General features: G+C 77.4%; 19 protein-coding genes. 3 read left to right on the top strand and 16 right to left on the bottom strand.

Annotated elements, in window-relative coordinates; genetic code table 11:
• Positions 1-10 precede the first annotated feature (10 nt).
• Genes A2CP1_RS07810 through A2CP1_RS07795 form a run of 4 tightly spaced genes read right to left on the bottom strand, consistent with a single transcriptional unit; the run spans position 11 to position 5,151 of the window.
• Complete coding sequence (locus A2CP1_RS07810; RefSeq protein WP_012632835.1) at positions 11-1,297, bottom strand: c-type cytochrome; 1,287 nt, start codon at positions 1,295-1,297, stop codon at positions 11-13.
• Positions 1,298-1,299: 2 nt separating this feature from the next.
• Positions 1,300-2,655 (bottom strand): cytochrome b, encoded by a 1,356-nt coding sequence (locus A2CP1_RS07805; RefSeq protein ID WP_012632834.1) that lies wholly within the window; start codon positions 2,653-2,655, stop codon positions 1,300-1,302.
• A gap of 10 nt (positions 2,656-2,665) precedes the next feature.
• Positions 2,666-3,172: a QcrA and Rieske domain-containing protein gene (locus tag A2CP1_RS07800; protein ID WP_012632833.1), complete on the bottom strand. Its 507-nt coding sequence runs from the start codon at positions 3,170-3,172 to the stop codon at positions 2,666-2,668.
• 20 nt (positions 3,173-3,192) lie between these two features.
• Positions 3,193-5,151 carry an FAD-dependent oxidoreductase gene (locus A2CP1_RS07795; protein WP_245530011.1) on the bottom strand — a complete coding sequence of 653 codons (1,959 nt, stop codon included), beginning with the start codon at positions 5,149-5,151 and terminating at the stop codon, positions 3,193-3,195.
• A 195-nt stretch (positions 5,152-5,346) separates the two neighbouring features.
• On the opposite strand from A2CP1_RS07795, the gene A2CP1_RS07790 reads away from it, so the two are divergent.
• Positions 5,347-7,788 carry an AAA family ATPase gene (locus A2CP1_RS07790; protein ID WP_012632831.1) on the top strand — a complete coding sequence of 814 codons (2,442 nt, stop codon included), beginning with the start codon at positions 5,347-5,349 and terminating at the stop codon, positions 7,786-7,788.
• 47 nt (positions 7,789-7,835) lie between these two features.
• The gene (locus A2CP1_RS07785; protein WP_012632830.1) at positions 7,836-8,693 is read left to right on the top strand and encodes a Rossmann-like and DUF2520 domain-containing protein; all 858 of its coding nucleotides are present in this window, start codon (positions 7,836-7,838) and stop codon (positions 8,691-8,693) included.
• Here A2CP1_RS07785 and nadD read toward each other — a convergent pair.
• From nadD to A2CP1_RS07730, 11 genes are all read right to left on the bottom strand, one after another.
• Complete coding sequence (gene nadD / locus A2CP1_RS07780) at positions 8,681-9,244, bottom strand: nicotinate (nicotinamide) nucleotide adenylyltransferase (RefSeq protein WP_012632829.1); 564 nt, start codon at positions 9,242-9,244, stop codon at positions 8,681-8,683. The genes A2CP1_RS07785 and nadD overlap by 13 nt on opposite strands.
• On the bottom strand, positions 9,241-9,804 hold the full coding sequence (locus A2CP1_RS07775; RefSeq protein WP_012632828.1) for a hypothetical protein: 564 nt from the start codon (positions 9,802-9,804) through the stop codon (positions 9,241-9,243). The genes nadD and A2CP1_RS07775 overlap by 4 nt, the downstream gene beginning before the upstream one ends.
• Before the next feature lie 30 nt (positions 9,805-9,834).
• Positions 9,835-11,076 carry an exo-beta-N-acetylmuramidase NamZ family protein gene (locus tag A2CP1_RS07770; protein ID WP_012632827.1) on the bottom strand — a complete coding sequence of 414 codons (1,242 nt, stop codon included), beginning with the start codon at positions 11,074-11,076 and terminating at the stop codon, positions 9,835-9,837.
• Between the two features lie 160 nt (positions 11,077-11,236).
• The gene (locus tag A2CP1_RS07765; protein ID WP_012632826.1) at positions 11,237-12,214 is read right to left on the bottom strand and encodes a hypothetical protein; all 978 of its coding nucleotides are present in this window, start codon (positions 12,212-12,214) and stop codon (positions 11,237-11,239) included.
• Positions 12,215-12,270: 56 nt separating this feature from the next.
• Complete coding sequence (locus tag A2CP1_RS07760) at positions 12,271-14,007, bottom strand: caspase family protein (protein ID WP_012632825.1); 1,737 nt, start codon at positions 14,005-14,007, stop codon at positions 12,271-12,273.
• 119 nt (positions 14,008-14,126) lie between these two features.
• The gene (locus A2CP1_RS07755; RefSeq protein ID WP_012632824.1) at positions 14,127-14,969 is read right to left on the bottom strand and encodes a hypothetical protein; all 843 of its coding nucleotides are present in this window, start codon (positions 14,967-14,969) and stop codon (positions 14,127-14,129) included.
• Between the two features lie 4 nt (positions 14,970-14,973).
• On the bottom strand, positions 14,974-15,591 hold the full coding sequence (locus tag A2CP1_RS07750) for an RNA polymerase sigma factor (protein ID WP_012632823.1): 618 nt from the start codon (positions 15,589-15,591) through the stop codon (positions 14,974-14,976).
• A 14-nt stretch (positions 15,592-15,605) separates the two neighbouring features.
• Entirely contained in the window at positions 15,606-16,595 is a 990-nt protein-coding gene (locus tag A2CP1_RS07745) for a lysylphosphatidylglycerol synthase transmembrane domain-containing protein (RefSeq protein ID WP_012632822.1), read from the bottom strand.
• A 3-nt stretch (positions 16,596-16,598) separates the two neighbouring features.
• Positions 16,599-17,441, bottom strand: a complete 843-nt coding sequence (locus A2CP1_RS07740) for a polysaccharide deacetylase family protein (RefSeq protein WP_012632821.1) — start codon at positions 17,439-17,441, stop codon at positions 16,599-16,601.
• Between the two features lie 7 nt (positions 17,442-17,448).
• Complete coding sequence (locus tag A2CP1_RS07735) at positions 17,449-18,561, bottom strand: glycosyltransferase family 4 protein (RefSeq protein ID WP_012632820.1); 1,113 nt, start codon at positions 18,559-18,561, stop codon at positions 17,449-17,451.
• Between the two features lie 31 nt (positions 18,562-18,592).
• On the bottom strand, positions 18,593-18,874 hold the full coding sequence (locus A2CP1_RS07730) for a hypothetical protein (RefSeq protein WP_012525495.1): 282 nt from the start codon (positions 18,872-18,874) through the stop codon (positions 18,593-18,595).
• A 102-nt stretch (positions 18,875-18,976) separates the two neighbouring features.
• On the opposite strand from A2CP1_RS07730, the gene A2CP1_RS07725 reads away from it, so the two are divergent.
• Positions 18,977-19,465, top strand: a complete 489-nt coding sequence (locus A2CP1_RS07725) for a hypothetical protein (protein ID WP_012632819.1) — start codon at positions 18,977-18,979, stop codon at positions 19,463-19,465.
• Between the two features lie 32 nt (positions 19,466-19,497).
• Here A2CP1_RS07725 and A2CP1_RS07720 read toward each other — a convergent pair whose 3' ends face one another.
• Positions 19,498-20,415, bottom strand: a complete 918-nt coding sequence (locus A2CP1_RS07720; protein WP_245530010.1) for a tetratricopeptide repeat protein — start codon at positions 20,413-20,415, stop codon at positions 19,498-19,500.
• Positions 20,416-20,483: the final 68 nt, after the last annotated feature.

Raw genomic sequence — 20,483 nt, 5'->3', positions numbered from 1 at the left:
TCGTCGATGTTCAGCGGGCGGGTGCCTTGCGGACGGGCGCCTTCGGCCCGGGGGTCTTCTGCTCGGATGCCGGCTCCGCCGGCGCCTGCTGCCCGGCGGCCGCCTTCTGCTTCAGGTGCTCGGCGTACGCCTCGCGGACCTTCTGGATGGCCATGTCGAGCTGCGCCGGCGTCAGGATGATCTGGCGCGAGAGGACCACCGACATCGTACCCGTCGGCGCCCGCAGGAAGTCGTCCAGCGTGCGCCCGAAGCGCGCCTGGACGTCCTCCACCGCGATGGAGAGGTCCGGGCCGATCTGCGCCGGGCTCTTCACGCCCAGCGAGGACACGTTGTGGCAGATGAAGCAGCCGGTCTTCACGAACCACGCGCCCGGCCCGTGCAGCATCCGCTGCTCCTCCTCGATCTCCGCCGGCGTCTGCGGGTCGGTCCGCGGCGCGCCGCGCAGGTAGGACGATGGCAGCTCCACCTTGCGCCAGGACATCACCAGCATCGCGAGCGACTGCACCTGCGCGGTCGAGAAGTTGAAGTTCGGCATCACCGTCTCGGGCACGATCGCCTTCGGCTCGCGGAAGTGCGCCACGTGCCAGGCGAACATGGTCTGCTGCCCGAGCAGGCGCGTGTAGTCGAACTGCTCCGGCGCCTTGTCGCCCTCGAAGGTGAGGTCCGGGCCGATGCTGCCGCCGCGCCCGTTGATCACGTGGCAGGCGCGGCAGCCCTTCTGCGCCACCAGCGCCTTCGCGTCGTTGATGGCCTTCGCGCCCTTCGTCTCGCGGTCGTAGCGGTGGCAGACGTTGCAGTTCATCTGCAGGAGCGCGCCCTTGTCGGTCGCCAGCGAGTACTCCGCGCCGAGCGTCGCGCCCAGCACCGGCTCCTCCCAGAACCGGACCGGCCCGTGCGCCGCCTCCACGTCCACCGCGTAGCCCTGGCCGCCGTGGCACGCGGTGCAGCCGTAGCGCTCGGCCGGGTGCGCGGCCAGGATCGCCGGCGGGTGCGTGCGGAACGGGTTCTCGGCGTCCTCGAAGCCCTTCCACGAGACCGCCTGGTGGCACATCGGGCAGCGATCCGCGTGCCGCAGCGCCGGCACCCAGATCTGCAGCATGCCCGAGGGCACGGTGCGGGCCTTCTCCGCCCCGAGCTTCGCCTCCACCTGGTTCCGGAACTCCCACTGGTAGTAGCGCCAGTCGTGGGACCAGTCCTTCCAGGCGAACAGGCCGAGCGAGACGACCAGCGACAGGCCGACGACGGCGAGGAGGAGCCGGTCGCGGCGACGGTAGGGCGAGGGCGTGCGCTGTTCCATGATCAGATCCGCGTCGGGAGCTGGGGCCAGGCCTCCCACGGCCAGTACAGGTTCCAGTAGGGACCGCGCGCGAACAGGCCGATGTAGGTGAGGACGAGCACCACCCCCACGATCAGCAGGAACACCAGGTTCTGCGTGCGGCGGCTCCGCGGGAACCAGCGCCCCGCCGCCGCGGCCGGGCTCCGGTCGAGCCACGGCCACGCGACCATCAGCGCGACCAGGATGCCGGGCAGGATCACGCCGCCGAGGAACGCGCCGTTGACGGTGAACGAGCCGATCCGGAACGTCGTGTCGGTCACCAGCTCCTGCAGCCACAGGAAGTACCAGGGCGCCTTCGCCGGGTTCGGCGTGACGAGCGGGTTGGCGGGCTCCTCCAGCGGCGAGGGCACCAGCACCGCCAGGATGCTCACCAGCGCCATGGTGCCGAGGACCACGATGGCCGCGCGGCGGGTCAGGTCCGGCACCGCGCTCACCGTGGTGTCGGGCCGCTCCACCGAGGTGGCGCGGATGGTCGGGTGCGTCCCGCGGGCGATGCCGAGGAGCGTGTAGGTCTTGGTGGCGGCGGGCGGGACCTCCGCCGGCGCCGGCAGCACCACCGCGCGGTCGGCGCAGGCCAGGCCGCCGTCCTTGCGGATCCGCCACATGTGATAGGCGAGCAGCGCGAACAGCGCGCCGGGCAGGACGATGACGTGGAGCACGTAGAAGCGGATCAGCGTGGGCTGGTCGATGGTGCGGCCGCCGAGCATCAGCTCCCGCAGCTCCTCCCCGACGAGGGGGACCGCCGAGGCGATGTTGGTGCCGACCGTCACCGCCCAGTAGGCGAGCTGGTCCCAGGGCAGCAGGTAGCCGGTGAAGGAGAGGAACAGCGTGACGAGCAGCATCACCACGCCGAGGATCCAGTTCCACTCGCGCCGCTGGCCGCGCCCGACGCCGTTCTTGTAGGCGCCGGTCAGGAACACCCGGACCAGGTGCAGGAACACCGCCGCCACCATGAGGTGCGCCGACAGGCGGTGGACCGAGCGGATCCAGGAGCCGAACGTCACCACGTACTCGATGTCCTTCACCGAGCCGTAGGCCCGCTCCACCGAGGGCACGTGCAGGAACAGCAGCGGCAGGCCGGAGACCACCAGCAGCAGCAGCAGCGCCGCCGAGATGGTGCCGAGCCAGAGCGAGTACCGCCACTCCAGCGAGGCGCGCAGCGCCTTCGCCGGGAACCAGTGGAGGAGGAAGTTCGCGACGATCGCGTCGCCCGCCTCGCGGTCGGACGCGGGCCGCAGGCTCCACAGCGGGCGAGGGTGGACGCCGGGCGCGGCGGCCGGCGCGGGCGTGCTCACCGACGGTTCGGGCAGGGTGGCCACGATCGCCTCCTCACGCGATGGTCAGGCGGAAGTCGTGCGCGACGGGCCGCGCCAGGTCGACGACCAGCTGCCCGTCGTCCGCGGCGAGCGTCAGGTCGTACCAGGCGAGCGGCCGCGGCGCGGGCCCGGCCACGTTCTGCCCGTCGCCCTGGTAGCGCGAGCCGTGGCACGGGCAGAGGAAGCGGTGGGTGAGCTTGAGCGGCCGGCCGCCGACCTCCTTCGTCTCCACCCTGGGCAGCGCCTCGGCGCGCACCGTGCACCCGAGGTGCGTGCAGACCGCGGAGATGGCGTGGAAGGTGTTGCCCTCCCGGAACACGAACAGGCGCTGCTCGGGCAGGAACTTCATCCCGTCGGGGAACTCGGCCGGCGGCCCGAGCTTCACCGTGGTGGGCGCGTCGTAGGACACGTTCGGCACGAGGGAGCGCAGCGCCGCCACCCCCTGGCCGCCCAGCGCCACCACCCCGGCGCCGATCCCGACGCCCACGAGGAAGTCCCTTCGGTCCTTCCGCTCGGCCATGGCGAACCTCGGCGCCCCCGCTAGGCCGCGGGGGCGTAGCGCTGCGTGAGCTGGAACCGTTCCATCGTCATCGCGTCGGTCGGACAGCGGATGGCGCAGAGCCCGCACCGGATGCAGGGCGCGTCGTCCTTGATCATGGCGGAGAGCGGCAGGCCGCCGGCCTCGGCCGCCGCGGCGAGCGCCCGCCGCTCCTCCTCCGGCAGGTCCACGTCCTCGAGCGGCACCAGCGCCAGGCAGTACTCCGGGCACACGTCCACGCAGCGCCCGCAGAGCACGCACTTCTCCGGATCGTAGATGGTCTGGACGTGGCAGACGAGGCAGCGCGCGCCCTGCGCGATGGCCTCGTCGGCCGCGAACGCGCTCTCCACCTCGGCGATGCCGCTCCGCCGCCCCAGGTCGAGCGTGGGGGGCGCCTCGCGGTCGAGCAGCTCGAAGCCGGCGATCATCCGGTAGTCGCGGGTGGGGATCTTCTGGACGGAGATGATCGCCTCGAGCCGGGCGGCCTCGCCCGACAGGTGCTCGTGGATGGAGCGCGCGGCCCGCTTCCCGTTCGCGATCGCCTCGATGAGGTTCCGGGGACCGAACGCCACGTCGCCGCCGGCGTAGACGCCCGGCGCGCTGGTCGCGAGCGTGGTCCGGTCCACCTTGATCGTCCCCGCCGGCGTGAGCTCCACCCCGTCCTCGGGGCGGAGGAAGGAGAGGTCGGCGCGCTGGCCGATGGCGAGGATGCAGCCGTCCGCGGGGACGGCGACGACGTCCTGGTCGTCGTAGGCGGGCGAGAAGCGGCCCGCGTCGTCGAAGACCCGCGTCACCGCGCGCAGCTCGACCGCCTCGAGCCGGCCGGACCCCACGAACCGCTTCGGCCCGCGCCGCGGCTCGAAGCGGATCCCCTCCTTCTTCGCCTCCTGGAACTCCTCGTGCCCCTGCGCGGTCCGCAGGACCGGCATCTCGGTGAAGCTCTCCAGCGAGACGATGGTCACCTCGGCGGCGCCGCCGCGCACCGCCGCGCGCGCCGAGTCGAGCGCCTCGACCAGGCGCGCGTCCGACTCCGCCTTCAGGCTCGCGCCCAGGGCGCGGACGTCGTCCTCGCGGTCCTCCCGCCCGGCGCGCAGGGCCATGCGCGCGGCGTCGAACGCCACGAACCCGCCGCCGATCACCACCACGCGCTGGCCCAGGTCCATCCGGTAGCCGCGGTTTGCGTTGAGCAGGAAGTCGGCCGCCTTGACCACGCCGTCGAGCTCGACGCCGGGGATGGCGAGGTCGCGCCCCTTCTGCACGCCCACCGAGAGGAAGAACGCCTCGAAGCCCTCGGCCCTCAGCGCGGCGAGGCCGCGCTCGGCGGTGAGCGGCGCGCTGGTCCGGAGCGTGACGCCGAGCGCCAGGATCTTCTCGATCTCCCCGCGGATCACGCTGCGGGGCAGCCGGTACTCGGGGATGCCGAAGCGCATCATCCCGCCCGGCTCCTCGGCGGCCTCGAGGACCGTCACGTCGTGGCCGAGCAGCGCGAGATCGTGCGCGGCCGAGAGCCCGGCCGGCCCGGCCCCGATCACCGCGACCTTGCGGCCGCCGGCCTGCGCCGGACGGCGGAGCGGCGCGGTGGGGAGGTGCCCCGGGTAGCGGTTGCCCTCCGGCACCAGCGCCTCGCGGAGGCGGTCCTGCGCGTCGGGGTGGACCGACTCGACGCCGTAGCGCTCGGTGAGGGTCCGCTTCAGGGCGCGGATGGTGATGGGCGCGTCGATGGTGCCGCGGCGGCAGGCGTCCTCGCACGGCGCCGCGCAGACGCGGCCGCACACCGACGCGAACGGATTCGGGGCCCGGGCGACGAGGTACCCCTCCTCGTACCGCTCCTGCGCGACGAGCTGGCAGTAGCGGCCGCCGTCGGTGTCGACGGGGCAGCCGACCTGGCACTTCACCTGGGCCCGCCAGTCCTCGAAGCCCGGGAGCCGCACCGCGATGCGCATCGGGACCTCGCTCGCCATGGAACGCACCCGCCGCCGCCCGCACCGGCCCCGCCGCGCCGGATCCCCGTGCCCGGAAACCATGCAGCGCCGCGCAGACCCTGGGTGCGGCCGTGCGGGTCAATGGCAAAGTGCCGCGCTCCCCGCCGGGGCCCGCGTGGCCTGGAAGGGCCCGAAATTTGACCCGTTCGGGCCGATATCGCACTCTCCCCGGGAATGGCCACGGTCATCGAGTCGATGGAGCTCCTGCAGGTCCTGGCCGAGGCCGAGGACATCGCACGGAGCGTCAACCAGAAGCTCACCAGCGCGCACCAGCTCCTCGCCTTCTTCACCGTGCCCAACCGCGCGGAGGTCCTGCTCCGGGATCGCGGCATCGACGAGGACCGCATCCTGCTCGCCATGACCGGCGCGCCCCGCGAGCCGGAGGGCGTCGAGCGCGACCTCCGCGAGCGCGCGCGGGACGTGGCCGAGGGCGTGGGCGCCGAGGAGGTGGACTGCCTGCACCTGCTCATCGCCATGAGCCGGGTCCGCGGCGCCGCCGCCCACCAGCTGCTCGCCGCCTGCGGGCTGCAGCTCGCCTCGCTGCGCAACATCGCGCTGTCCTACTTCACCGCCCGCATGCCGCGCCGGCTCCGCCAGCTCCAGCCGGTGAAGGTGGGCCCGGCGGCCGGCGCGACCGCCCCCCCGGCCCCGCGGCGAGGCGCCGACGCGCCGCCCGCGGACGACCTCGACGATCGGCTGGAGGACGCGCTCGGTGAGGCCCCGGCCCTCACCCCCGCCCCCGCCGCGACCCCGGCGCCCGCGGCGCCCCCGCTCGCCGCCGCCGAGCCTCGCGCCGCCGCGGCGGCCGCGGCCCCCGCCCGCCGCAACGGCCCGCACGCGCTCGACCCCAAGGTCTTCCCCTGGCTCTCGCAGCTCGGCCGCAACCTCACCGAGCTCGCCGCGGCCGGCAAGCTCGACCCGCTGGTCGGGCGCGAGCGCGAGGTGGAGGAGGCCATCGACGTCCTCGGCAAGCGCCGCACCAACAACCCGCTGCTGGTGGGCGAGCCGGGCGTGGGCAAGACCGCCATCGTCGAGGGCATCGCGCAGCGGCTGCTCGCCTCGGCGGGCCAGGCCCGCGAGCGGATCCTGGTCGAGATCGACATGGCGAGCGTGGTGGCCGGCACCCAGCTCCGCGGCGCGTTCTCCGAGAAGCTCCTCGGCATCAAGGAGGAGGTCCGCAAGGCCGGCGGCCGGGTGGTGGTGTTCATCGACGAGGTGCACACGCTCATGGGCGCGGGCGCCGCCGGCGAGGGGCCGCAGGACGCCGCCAACGAGCTGAAGGCGGCGCTGGCGCGCGGCGAGTTCCCCTGCATCGGCGCCACCACGCACGACGAGTACCGCCAGCACATCGAGAAGGACCCGGCGCTGGAGCGCCGCTTCACCCCGGTGCTGGTGCGGGAGCCGTCGGTGGCCGACACCGTCACCATCCTGCGCGGGCTCGCCCCCCGCTACGAGAAGCACCACCAGGTGGCCTACGCGCCGGAGGCGCTCGAGGCCGCCGCCACGCTCTCCGCCCGCCACGTCACCGACCGCTTCCTGCCCGACAAGGCGGTGGCGGTGCTCGACCTGGCCGGCTCGCGCGCGCACCGCGCCGGCCAGCGGCAGGTCGGCGAGCGCGAGGTGGCGCAGGTGGTGGCGAAGATGGCGGGCATCCCCGAGTCGCGGCTCCTCGCCTCGGATCGCGAGCGGATCCTGGGCATCGAGGCGGCGCTGGCCGCCCGGGTGGTGGGGCACGCCGACGCGGTGGCCCGCGTCGCCGGGGTGCTGAAGCGCAACTTCGCCGGGTTCGCGTCGCGCCGGCCCATGGGCTCGTTCCTGCTGCTCGGGCCGACCGGCGTGGGCAAGACCGAGCTGGCCCGCGCGCTCGCCGACGCGCTGTACGGGTCCGCCGACGCGCTGGTGCAGCTCGACATGACCGAGTGCGCCGAGCAGACCGGCGTGGCGCGGCTGGTGGGCGCCGCGCCCGGCTACGTGGGCTACGGCGAGGGCGGGCAGCTCACCGACGCGGTCCGCCGCCGGCCGGCGTCGGTGGTGGTGCTCGACGAGATCGAGAAGGCGCACCGCGACGTGCAGATGCTGCTCCTGCAGATCCTGGAGGAGGGCCGGCTCACCGACGGGCGCGGGCGGCTGGTGGACTTCTCCAACACCGTGGTGGTGCTCACCTCCAACCTGGGCGCCGCCGAGGCCACCCGGACCTCCACCGGCACCCTGGGCTTCGGCGCCGCCGACCGGGCCGCGCCGCGCGAGGACCGCGCGCTGGCGGCCGCCCGGGGCGCGGTGCCGCCGGAGCTGTGGAACCGGCTGGACGAGCGGCTCGTGCTCGCGCCGCTGGCCCGCGGCGAGGTGGCCCGCATCGCGCGCCTGCTGCTCGCCGACTCCTCGCGCCGCCTCGAGGGCGAGCGCCGCATCCGCTTCGAGGCGGACGACGCCGCGGTGGAGCACCTGCTCGACCACGGCGGCTGGGACCCGGCGCTCGGCGCGCGTCCCATGCGCGGCGCCATCCAGCGGCTGGTCGAGGCGCCGCTCGCCGAGCGGATCCTCTCCGGCGAGATCGTCGCCGGCGACACCGTGGCGGTGACCGCCGCGGACGGCGCGCTCGCGTTCGCCCGCGCCTGATCCGGCGCCACCTTGCCGCCGGCGGCGCGCGGCGGGACACTCCCCGCATGCCCTCCGCCTACGTCCTCGGCGCCGGCCGGCTCGCCTCCGCGCTCGTCCCCGGCCTCCTCGCCGCCGGCTGGCGGGTGGCCGGGAGCGCACGCAGCGCGCGCGGCCGGACGCGCCTGCGCCGGCTCGGCGCGGAGCCGCTCCCGCTCGAACGCGCCGCCGGCTTCGACGTCGTGCTGCTCGCGGTCCCGGACTCGGTCATCGACGAGGTGGTCCGCGGCCTCGTGCCCCACCTCACCCGCGGCCAGGTGGTGGCCCACGGCGCCGGGGCGCTGACGCTCGACGTGCTGGAGCCGGCGCGCCGGCGCGGCGCCCTCCCCGGCTCGCTCCACCCGCTCCAGGCGCTGGCGGGCGGGCCGTTCCAGCCGGGCGCCGCGGCGGCGGTGGACGGGGGTCCCGCGGCGCGGCGGCTGCTGGTGCGCGCCGCGCGCGACCTGGGCCTTCGGCCCATCCGCGTCCCGGCGGCGGGCCGGCCGCTGTACCACGCGTCGGCGGTGATGGCGTCGAACCTGGTGATGGCGCTCGCCGACCTCGCCGCCGAGACCTGGGCGCGGGCCGGGGCGCCGCCCGCCGAGGCGCTGCCGGCCCTGGTGCCGCTCCTGCGCGGCGCGGTGGAGAACCTGGCCGAGCGCGGCCTGCCCGGCGCGCTCACCGGGCCGGCCTCCCGCGGCGACGCCGCGGTGATCCGGCGCCAGGTGCGGGCGCTCCGCGGGGAGGCGCGGGACGCGTACCGGGTGCTCACCCGGCGGCTGGTGGAGATCGCGGCGCGCGGCGGCCTCGACCGGGCGCGCGCCGACGCGGTGCTGCGGGCCGCCGGCGGTGCGCCCCGGCGCCCCGCGCGGCGTCAGCCGCGGTAGAGCCCCTTCTCCTCGACGTAGCGCAGCACCTTCTCCGGCACGAGGCCGCGCACGTCCTCGCCGCGCGCGAGCCGCGCGCGGATCTCGGTGGAGGAGATGGCCGGCAGGTCGGGCGCGCCGGGGACCGGCGGGTGGCCCTGGCGCCCCACCACGATGATGCGGGCCAGCGCCTGCACGCGGTCCCAGCGGTACCACTTCGCGGTCTCGGCGAGGATGTCCGCGCCGACGATCAGCGCGAACCGCTGATCGGGGTGCTTCGCCGCGAGGTGCTCGAGCGTGCGGGCGGTCTTGCCGACCAGCGGGTCCGCGGCCAGCTCCGCCTCGGCGCCGCACACGTGCACGCCGCGCAGCGCCCGCGCGGCGAGGCGGCACATCTCCAGCCGGTCCTCGAACGGCGCCAGGTCCTTGCCGAACGGGTGGCGGAACGTGGGGAGGAGCCACACCTCCGAGACGCCCTGCGTGGCGAGGGCCCACCACGCGGCCATCAGGTGGGCCACGTGCGGCGGGTTGAACGAGCCGCCCAGGAGCGCGATCTCGCGGCCGCCGCTCATCGGACCGAGAGCCTCCCGCCGCCGCCCGTCGCCGCGGCGCGCTCGCGGCGCAGCTCCGCGCCGTCGAGGCCGAGCACGGTGAGCGCGAAGCCGTCCGGCCCGATCTCCAGCACTGCGCAGCTGGGCGGCTCGGGCGAGGTGCCGGGCGCCACCGCGGCGGCGCGCACGCGCCCCGGCGCCACGAAGCAGCGCGGCCCGATCCCCACCAGCGCGGCGCGCGCGGCGCGCCCGTGCAGGAGCAGCGTCGCGTTCTCGATGTCGTCGCGGGTCAGCTCGGCCTTGTCGTGCACCGCGCAGCAGAGCAGGCCCTCCAGGAGATCGATCACCTTCGCCGGCGCGCCGGCCGCGCGCTCCGGGTCGGCGCGGCTCGCCACGCGGACCACCCGCCCGGCCAGCGGATCCGGGCCCGCCGCCGCGCGCCGCGCCAGCGCCGCCTCCAGGTCGGCGAGGCGCCGCCCCAGGAAGAACGCCCGGTCCACGCCGGCGCGCGCCAGCACGTCGAGCGCGCGCACGAGCGCGCCCACGTCGCCGTCGCTGTCGCTGGCCAGGCCGATGCGCACGTGGGCTCCGGGGGAGAGGACCAGGGAAGGCTAGCGCAGGTCGCGATAGCGCAGGAAGGGCGCGCGACGGCGGGCGAAGGCCCGCTCCTCCGGCGCGAACGCCCGTGCCAGCTCGGCGGCCGAGGCCCCCGCCTCGATGCCCTCGCGCTCCCGGGCCGAGCCGCACAGCAGGTCGAACGCCGGGACGTCCGCCACGAACTCGTACGGCTCGGTGCGCCAGGCGAACCGGGCCGGCTCCTGGGCGCGGGCGCGGATGACGCAGGCGAGGCCGGTGCGGAACGGGCGGAAGCGCTCGGGCTCGGTCACGTGCAGCTCCACGCCGTGGCAGCGGATTCCGGCGTGCTTATCCCAGGTCGGCACGAAGCTCACCGGGCGGAAGGCCACGCCCGGGAGGCGGTCGCGCGCGAGGTCGGCCGCGAGGCGCGCGCCGTCCAGCCAGGGCGCGCCGAACAGCTCGAACGGACGGGTGGTGCCGCGCCCCTCCGACAGGTTGGTGCCCTCGAGCAGGCACATGCCCGGATAGACCAGCGCGGTCTCCGGCGTGGGCATGTTGGGCGACGGGAACACCCAGGGCAGGCCGGTGTCGCGGAAGCGCTGCCCGCGCCGCCACCCCTCGCACGGCACGATCTCGAGCTCGAGGTCGAGCCGCCGCTCGGCGCGGAACAGCAGCGCCAGCTCGCCCACCGTCATGCCGTGGCGCACCGCCAGATCGTGCAGCCCGCAGAAGCTCTCGAAGCCCGGGCGCAGCGCGGGGCCCTCCACCCGCACCCCGTCGATGGGGTCGGGCCGGTCCAGCACCACGAACGCGAGCCGCGCCGCGGCGGCCGCCTCCATGCACAGCATCATGGTGGCCTGGTACGTGTAGAAGCGCGTGCCGACGTCCTGGATGTCGAACACCAGCGCGTCCAGGCCCGCCAGGTGCTCCGGCCGCGGCTTCAGCGACGCCGGCGTGGCCCCGTAGAGCGAGTGCACCGGCACGCCGGTGCGGGGATCGCGGTCGCCCTCCACCGCCGCCATGTACTGCGCGTCGCCCCGGACGCCGTGCTCCGGCCCGAACAGCGCCGCGAGCCGCACGCCGCGCGCGCCGTGCAGCAGGTCGGCCGCGTGCACGAGCCGCGAGGTGACCGCGGTCGGGTTGCACACCAGGCCCACCGCGCGCCCGCGCAGCGGCGCGAAGCGGCGCGCGGCCAGCACGTCCAGGCCGGAGCGGACCGGGCCGCGGCGCGGGGCGCGCGGGCGCGTTCGTGGGGTCGGCGGTCGGCGTGGGCTCATGCGTGGGGGCTCGCGGGGCCGCCCGGGCCGGGCGGCTCGCGACGTTGTACCTCGCGGCGGCGCGCGCGTGCAGCGCCTTCCGCGGCCCTGCGACGACGCGCTCGCCCCGAGGCCGGTCGAGGGACGAGCCGGGAGCGTTCGCTGCGGGCGACCGCGCCGATCACGGCGGCGGCGCGCAGAGGCCACCGTCGCAGGTCCAGCCGGCGCCGAACGGGGCGCACTGCGCCGCGTCCTGGCAGGGCGCGGTGCAGTAGCCGGGCTGCTCGGGCGAGGACCGGCGGCAGGAGCCGTCGTGGAGCGCGTCGTCGCAGACGTCGTCGCTCACGCACGGCGTGCCGGCGACGGACAGGTACGTGGCGCAGTCGCGGTCGGCGAGGCACTGGCCGCCGCTGCAGTCGAGGCCCGCCGGGCAGAGCGCGCCGCCGTCGCAGGTGTAGGCGCAGGCGCTGCCCGAAGGATCCGCGTCGTGGCAGAGCCCGTCGTCCTCGCACTCGAGCGCGCTGCTCTCGCAGCCGCCGGTGGCCGCGCACCCCTTCTCGGCCTCGTCGTCGTCCACCAGCAGGTCGAGCTCGTAGGACGTGCTCGCGCCCTCCACCACGTCCACGTCGGCCCCGCCCTTCACGAAGCCCACCATCTCGGCGGTGAGCCGGTAGCGGCCGGCGGGCAGCGGCTGGAACAGCGCGGTGGTGGTGCCGAGCGGGAGCCTGGCGCCGGGGTCGGTGCCGGTCACGTCGAGCCGCGGGTCGAGCGGCAGCGCCCCGCCCACCGCGCGGACGCCGGCCAGGATCGCGCCGGCGAACGGCATCTTCGCGGCGGCGCCCGCGGCGCCCTCCCCGCGCCGGTCGGCGACCGTGCGCAGCCCCGCGCCCTCGACCTCGACCGGTACCCGCTCCGCGCGCACGCCGCCGTCGTAGAGCACGAGGTCGTGCGCGCCGCGCGGGAGCGCGAGGCGATAGGCGAAGTCGCCGGCGGCGCCGGCGCGGACCACCAGGTCGGGCCTGCCGAGCGGGTACACGTACGCGCCGGCGGAAGCCCCCAGGATGCGCCCCTGCACCTGGCCGGTGGACAGGTCAGGGCTGTCCAGGCCGCCACACCCGAGGGTGAGCGCGAGGAGCACGGCCAGCGTCGTTCGCGACATGCGGCGGAACCTCCGTCCGTCGGACCCCGGGGCCCAGGCTGCCGGCCACGCGCCCATCAGAAGCGATACCCCGCGCCGACCAGCAGCTCGGCGAGGCCGGTGGAGCGGTTCTCCCCGTCCACGCGGAGCAGGAGCCAGTCGACGTGCAGCTCCGCGCCCGCGGTGAAGCCGCGCCCGAGCGGCATCGCGGCGCCGAGCAGCAGCCCCGGGGTGAACGTCAGCACGCGCTGCGCGGGCGGCGCGAGCGCGAGGTCGAAGCGCCGGTCGAGCCAGAGCAGCGAGAGGCGCGGGCCGGCGAGGAGCGCCGCGCCGCGGAGCGCCGCCGGCTCGAATCGCCAGGGCACGCCGACGCCGGCCGCGAGCGCGGTGTAGTCGAACGTGGCCTCGGCCCCGCCCTGCCGGATGCGCGAGCGGCCGAACGAGCCGACGAGGTCGAGCCGGAGCGAGAGCGAGGGGGCCGGCCAGCCGCGCGCGGTGAGCGCCGCGCCGATGCCGGGGACGGGCCCGAGCACCTCGCGCCGGCTGCGCGCGTCCAGGAACGCGAGCAGCGCCACCCGCGGCGCCGCCTCCCAGCGCCCCTTGGCGTGCTCGAGGAGCGTCATCACGTCCACCCGCTCGCCCGGGTCGAGCGAGACGGTGCGGTCGAGGAGCGCCGGCCCGCCGCCCTTCGCGAGCTGCACACGGCTGCGGCCGGGCTCGAGCACCACCCCGCCCGGCAGCTCCGCCAGCGGACGCCCGTCGACGCTCACCGTGAACCCGTCGAGCCGCGTGGCGTAGCTGTACAGCTCCGGCTTCCCCTTCCGCTCCACCCGCCCGACCAGCACGATGGGATCCGCGCCCACCTCGGTGGACTCGGCGCTGGGCCGCTGCCGGCCGGCGGTGTAGGCGTAGGTCCGGCGGCGGGCGTAGTCGTGCGCCTCCGAGGCGGTCACCGCCCCGTCGCCGTTGCGGTCGGCGCCGGCGCGGAGCGCCTCGACCAGGAAGTACGTGTAGATGTCGTGCCCGAGCCGCTCGTCCTCGCGCGCGGTCTCGCCCCAGTCGCTGGCGGCGAGCACGGTGCTCGCGCGCGAGACCTCCTCGATGGGCCGCACCAGGAACCCGGCCTTGGTGGCCTCGAGCTCGCGGCGGACCTCGTCGGGCAGGAGCGACTTGCCGCCGCCGGAGTGGCAGGTGGCGAGCACCAGCACCTTGCGCCGCGAGCGGAGGTGGTCGAACTCGGCGTTCAGCTCGTCCATGGCGAGCGCGGTGCCGGGCACGTCGTCGAGCCGGGTGTCGCGCACCACCAGGTAGCGCCGGAGCTGGCCGGCCGCGTCGCGCGCCAGCGTGCCGTGCGAGGAGACGTAGACGACCACCGTGTCGCGCTCGTCGCGGTCGGACGCGGCGAGCGCCCGGAGCGCGTCGCGCACCTCGGCGCGCGTGGCGCCGGTGAGCACCCGCACCTCGTCGAACCCGCCCGGATCCCGCAGCGCCTCGCCGAGCGCGCGCGCGTCGGCGTCGGGGTACCTGAGCGGCCGCCAGCTCGCGTCGTCGAAGCGCTGCACGCCGAGGAGCAGCGCGATCCGCCGCGGCGCGTGGGCCGCCGCCACGCTGGCGCGCGGCAGGTCGAGCGGCACGAGCCCGCCCTTCTCCGAGGACGCGGCCGGCGCGGCGGGAGGCGCCGAGGGCGGGGCGGGATCGTCGGCGCGGGCGGCGGGCGGGGCGAGGCAGGCGACCGCGGCGAGCAGCGCGCAGGCGCGGCGCGCGCGAGCGGGCGCGGCCGCGGGCCGTGGCGGGCTGGGGGACGGCGCGAACATCGGGCTCCTTCGTCTCGCCGCCGGCGGTTCCCTCGGCCGCCGCCGGCCGTTGCTCCGGTCGAGGGGACCGCCCCGTGGCCCCCGTCCCGGCGCGACCCCTCGCGCCGGCGCAGCCCCTCCTATTGCACCGTGACGTCCACCGCGTCCACCGAAAGCCCCTCCGGACCGGCGGCGGACGGCTCCATCCGCGCACCGCCCGCCACCTGCCCGGCGGCGCGCGCGATCGCGGCCTCGTCCAGCGCGGCGGGGCTCGAGACCGCCACGAAGCGCTGCGGGCCCGAGAGCTCCGCCAGCGGGTACGCCGCCGGCCGGCCGTCCACCGCGACCACGGTGCGGCCCGCGGGCAGGGACTCGCGGAAGAACACCTCGGGCGGGCGCCCCGGCGCCGCGCGCACCAGCGCCACCTGCGCGGCGCGCCCCAGCTCCACCTCGAACTGCAGGCTGGCGGCGGCGGGCACCGGCTGCCCGGAGACGCCCTTCTCCACCGAGGGCGCGCCGGCGCCGCGCGTGACCACGAGGAAGCGCAGCCGCACCGGGGCCGCGGCCGGCGCCGCGCCCATGCCCTTCTCGCCCGTCCACTCCGGCCGGCCCGGCCGCTCCGGCGCCCGGCTCGCGAGCCACAGCCCGGCGAGCCCGGCCGCGGCCATGCCCGCGGCGATCGCGAGCGCCGGGCGCGGGAGGCGGCGGGGCGCGGCGCGCCGGGCATCCACCATCCGGCCCTGGGCGAGCCGCTGCTCGATGCGGCGGTACTCGAGATCGTCGCCGGGCGCGCCGGGCGGGCCGAGCGCCGCCAGCGCCCGGTCGGCGCGCGCGTCGAGCGCGTCCGGCCCCGGCCGGGCGGCGAGGAACGCCTCGCAGGCGTCGCAGCCGGACTCGAGGTGGCGCGCCCAGGCCGCCGCCTCGTCCGGGGGAAGCTCGCCCCGGATCAGCCTCGCGTAGACGGGTTCGGTCAGGTGGACCACGTGCCTAGGACTCCTCACCCCGCAGCCTGGCCACCTCGGCCAGCAGCCGACGCTTCACCTTGGCCCGGAACCGCTCGAGCCGCATGGTGATCGCGCTCTTGCCGACGCCCAGCCTGGCCGCGATCTCGCGCGCGGTGAGCTGGCCCTCCAGGTAGAAGAGCCGGACCGTCTCCTTCTCCGGCCCCTCCGGCAGCTCGTCCACCACCCGGCGCACCAGCTCCAGCTCCGCGCCGGCCTCGGGATCCGGGGCCTCGGCCTCGCCCGCCCCCAGCGCCTCGGCCTCGCGCCCCAGCTCCTCGGCGAGCTGGCTCCGCGCCCGGCCGCGGGCGATGCGGGTGATGGCCCGGTTGCGGGCGATGGTGAGCAGCCAGCCGCCGAAGCGCGCCGGCTGCTCCAGCCGGGCCAGGCTCGCGAACGCGCGGACGAACGCGTCCTGCACCACGTCCTCGGCGTCGTCCGCGTCGAGCGCGGGGAAGCTGCGCGCCAGCCGGTGCACCGCCGGACGGTACCGGTCGTAGAGCGCGCGCTGGGCGGCGCGATCGCCGCGCAGGGCGGCCGCGACGTCGGCGGCGTCCGCCGCCCCCGCGTCCTCCCCGCCCTCCGGCTTGCGCTGCGCCGTCACCGGCGCGGAGGGTACTACGGACCCGTCGGAGCGTCCCGTCCCGCCGCGCGGGCCTCCCGCAGGAGCATCGCGCCGCCCACCAGCCCGACCGGCGCGAGGTGCGCCAGGTGGTACAGCAGCGCGAACGCCAGCGCGGCCTCGCGCGGCGCGCCCGCCCCCGCCAGCGCGAGCACCACCGCCGCCTCGAACGGCCCGGCGTTCCCGGGCGACACCGCCACCACGTTGGCCGCGGTGGACGCCACCACGGCCAGCCCCGCCGCCCAGAGCGACGGCGCGAGGCCCACCGCCGCCAGCGCGCACAGCGCGATGAGCACCTCGGCGGCCCAGCCGGCGAGGCCCCACGCGAACGACGCGGCCAGCGCGCGCGGATCGTGCGCCGCGGCCAGGCCCGCCCGCAGCCGCACCAGCAGGCCCGCCCCCCCGCCCCGCTCCGGCGCGCGCCCGCGCGGCGGCCGGAGCAGCCGCGCCAGGAGCACGCCCGCCACGGCCACCGCGGCGAACACGAGGAGCACGTGGCGCGCCCAGCCGGGCAGCGGTCCGAGCAGCGCCAGCGCCGCGAGCAGCGGCACCAGCGTGGCGGCGCCGACCACGTAGTCGAGCGCCGCGGCGGTGAGGAGCGACGCCACCGGCACGCCCGACCGGCGCGAGAGCAGCATGGCGCGGGCGACGTCGCCGGCCCGGGCCGGGATCACGAGCGACAGCGCGAAGCCGGACACCACCGCCGAGAACGCGTCGCGGAAGCGCACCCGCAGCGCGGGCCCTCGCACCACCGAGGCCCAGCGCGCGCTGTGCAGCGCGAGCGAGAGCAGGTTCGCGCCGCTGGCGGCGAGCAGCAGCAGCGGGTCCGCCCGGGCGAGCACGCCCGCGACCTCGCGCAGGTCCACGTGGCGCGCCGCCAGCACCGCCAGCCCGGCGACGACGGCGAGGCCGGCCAGGTGCAGCGCGGTCCGGCTCCCGGGCCGCGCCGGCGCGAGGGACCGCAGGCCGGCGAGCCGCTCGCCCATCCGCTACGCCCCTCCCCGCGCGGCGGCGCCCGCCCCGCCCTCCGCCCCCCGCGGCGCGGCGAACGCGTCCAGCGTCACGAACGCGTACCCGGCCTCGCGCCAGCGGCGGACGATCTCCGGCACCGCAGCGGCGGTCTGGTCGCGGCGCGGGTCGATCCCGGGCGTGGCGCAGCCGTCGTGCAGCAGCAGGATCTCGCCGGGCCGCATGCGGCGGCTGGCGCTCGCCGCGATGGCCTCGGCGCCCGGGCGCTCGGTGTCGAAGACGCCGCGCGTCCAGCCCACCAGCGTGAGGCCGCGCCGGCGCAGCGCCGGCCCGAGGAACGGGCCGCGGAAGCCGTGCGGCGCGCGGAACAGCGGCGCGGGCTCGACGCCGGCGGCGCGGATGGCGTCGGCGCAGCGATCGAGCTCGGCGGCCACCCGCCGCGGCCCCGCCAGGAGCAGCTTCGCGTGCGTGTCGCCGTGCAGCGCCACCAGGTGCCCGCGGCGGGCGACCTCCCGGACCCGCTCCGGCGCGCGGCGCGCCGCCTCGCCCAGCACGAAGAACGTGGCCCGGACGCCGGCGCGGTCGAGCGCGGCCAGCACCGCCGGCGTGTCGTCGGAGGGCCCGTCGTCGAAGGTGAGCGCCACCGCCCGCGACCCCGGCGGCCCGCGCCGCAGGCTCCGGCCGGTGAGATCGAACGGCACCCAGAGCGCCTGGAGGACGCCGAGCGCGGCGGCGACCGTGGCGAGCCCGAGCGCCGCGCCGGGTCCCGGGCGTCCCCGGATCGCCAGCCACGCCGCCAGCGCGAGCAGCGCCACGCCCCCGAGCACCGCCAGCGCCACCGCGAGCCGCTTGCGGGCCGGCACGCGCGCCTCAGCCCCGGACGCCGATGGAGCGGTACAGCCCGAGCACCTCGCGCGTCACCGAGGGCCAGGCGTAGCGCTGGGCGGTGAGGCGGCCGCGCTCGCCGTACGCCTGCGCGCGGGCCGGCTCGCGCGCGATGCGCACCAGCGCCCGCGCCCACGCGGCGGGATCGTCGCCGGAGAGCAGCTCGCCCTCGCGGCCGTGCTGCATGACCTCCCGGAAGCCGTCGATGTCCGCGGCCAGCACCGGCTTGCCCGCCGCCATCGCCTCGAGCAGCGTCACCCCGAAGCTCGCCACGCGCGTCGGCGCGCAGTACACGTCGGCGGTGGCGTACCAGTCCGGGCGCTCGTCGAGCACTCGTCCCGCGAACACCACGTCCTCCCGCAGCTCGCGCGGCACCATGGCACGATAGCGCGGCAGGAGCGGGCCGTCGCCCAGAACGATCAGGCGCGCCCCCACCTGGCGCCAGGCGCGGTGGAACGCCGCGAGCAGCCGGTCGAGGCCGTTGCGCGGCTCGAGCCGGCCCACGAACAGCACGTTCAGCTTGCCGTCGTCGTAGCGGCGGATGCGGCGCCCGCGCGCGAAGCGCTCGGTGTCCACGCCGTTCGGGATGATGCGGAAGTCCGCGTGCAGGCGATCGCGGAACGCGCCCAGGCAGGCCTGCGAGACCGCCACCGCCGCGTCGAGCCGGTCGAGGTAGCGCTGCAGCGGCCCGCGCATCATCCGGAACAGCAGGCCGGGCCGGAAGTTGGTGTGGAACGTGCCGACGATCGGCCCGGTGGCCTGGTGGATCGCGAGCAGGGGCAGCACCGGGGTGAGCGGCGCGTGCACGTGGACCACGTCGAAGCGCTCGCGGGCGAGCACCTCCCGCACGGCGCCGCGGATGCCGAGCCCGCCGGTGACGCGGCCGAAGCCGCCGTTGGTGTACGCCGGCAGGCTGCGGCCCAGGCGGATCACGTCGGGCTGCGGCGTGGCCGCTCCGTCGCCCAGGTCCGGCATGGCCGAGGTGACGATCCGGACCGTGTGCCCGAGCCGCCTCGCCTCGCGGGCGAAGTGGTGGACGTGCTCCTGGATGCCCCCGACGCTCGGGTAGTAGTACTCGGTGACGACGCCGATCTTCACGGGGCACCTCCCCTCCGGCGGAGGGGCGCCGTCAGCGAGGCATCGCCTGGCGGCGGCGCTGGAACGGGATCACGCGCGCCTCGCGCCGCGCCAGCGGGGTGACCCGCCGGCCGAGGGGCGCGCGCCGCCAGAGCAGCGGGAAGAGCGCGAGCGCCGCGGCGAGCCAGGCCCGCGCGGTCACGAGGACGAGCGCCACCGCGGCGACGAGCGTGCGCGCGAGCAGCGCGAGCCGACCCTCGGGGCTGCCGCGGGGGCCGGGGGCGGGGGCGAGGCGCAGGTGGCGGCGAGCGGGCTGGGCAGCGGGATCCGGCACGGGTTCCGTCCTCCGCGACGAATCTAGACACCGGTTCCGCGGACGGCCAGGCGACCTCGGGCGAGTGGCGAGGGGCGGCGCCGACCTGCTACACACGGCGAGATGCCCGGCCCACCCCGACGCGTCCACGGCCTCGCCCTGGCGGCCCTCGCGGGCGCCGTCCACCTCGCGTGCGACGCGGCCGCCGCGCAGGTCCACGCGATCGCCCCGCCCTACCTCCTCCTCGACCACGCGGCCGAGCTCTTCAGGGATCTCCTGGCGTTGGATCGCACCGCCATCCTGGTCACCGTCTCGGTGGCCGCCTCGGCGGTGAACGGGGCCATCGCGGCGCTCATGGCGGTCGCGCTGGAGGACGCGCCGAGGCGCCGGCGCGCCCTCGCCTGGGTGCTCACCGCGTTCTGGGTGCTGTCGGGCGGCCTGCTCATCCTGGTCTACCTGTCCCCGCCCTGGGGCGTGGCGCTCGGCAGCCTGGCCGCGGGGGTTCCCCGCGCGTGGGCCGTCGCCTGGGTGCTCGATCGCGCCCTGGGCCGGCCCGAGCCGGCGACCCCCGAGGACGGGGCAGGACGGCCGGACGGCGTTCCCCCGGCGTAGCGCCCCGGCGGCCCGCCCGGCTCCCCGCACGATCAGCGGCTGGACGGCAGCAGCGGCCGCAGCACGCGCTCGCGCGGCGTGCCGGCCGCGGCGCGGGCCTTCGCCTCGGCGGCGCGCGCCTTCTCGTCGCGGTGCGTGCGCGCGTAGAAGCGCGCCAGCCGGTCCCAGCCGGCGGCGCGCTCCGGCGCGGCCTCCGCCGCCGCCACCAGCTCCGCCTCGGCGGCCGGCAGCAGCCCCGCCGCCTCGTAGCGCTCGGCGAGGCGGGCGCGCACCAGCGCGTCCCCGGGCCGCTCGCGGCTGGCGCGGTGCAGCTCCAGCAGCGCCTCGTCGCCGCGCCCGAGCCGCTCCAGCGCGAGCGCGCGGCGGACCCGGACCTCGGCGTCGGCGCCCAGGTCGAGCGCGGCCGCGTACTCGGCGACCGCGGTGGCGTCGTCCCCGCGCAGCTCGGCCAGGCGGCCGGCCAGCACGCGGCGCCGCGGCACCGCCGCGGCCTCCGGCGCGCCGCCGATGAGCGTGGCGGCGCGATCCAGCTCGCGGCCGTCCGCCACCAGCAGGTCGGCCAGCGCGAGGCGCGCCTCGCCGGACGCGGTCGCGAGCGCGAACGCGGCCTCGAGGATCTCGCGCGCGCCCTCCACGTCGCCGTCGGCGCGCAGCGCCTCGGCGCGGGCCACCAGCACCTCGGTGCGCGGGCGCCGGCCGCCGGGCCCGGCCGCCGGTGCGGGGGCGGGCGCGGACGGGGTGGCGGGGGCGGCTGCGCCCGCCGCGGTGGGCTGCGCGGGGGAGGCCGCGGGCGCGGCGGCCGGGGTCGCCGCCGCAGCCGGCGCCGGGGCGGCCTGCGGCTTCGGCGCCGCGGCGGTGGGCGGCCGCGAGAAGGACCGGGCGCGGGGGGTGCAGCCTGCGGTGGCCGCGGCGGCGACGGTGGCGAGGACCAGGAGCGGGAGGGAGCGCATCACGCGCATGATAACCCCGGGGACCGCTCGCCCCTTCCCCCGGCGCGCGCCGGCCCTGGCGCGCCGCC

This window comes from Anaeromyxobacter dehalogenans 2CP-1, from assembly GCF_000022145.1.
Lineage (GTDB): Bacteria > Myxococcota > Myxococcia > Myxococcales > Anaeromyxobacteraceae > Anaeromyxobacter > Anaeromyxobacter dehalogenans.
Note: the sequence above shows the minus strand (reverse complement) of the source record. Positions and strands in the feature narration are given on the sequence as shown.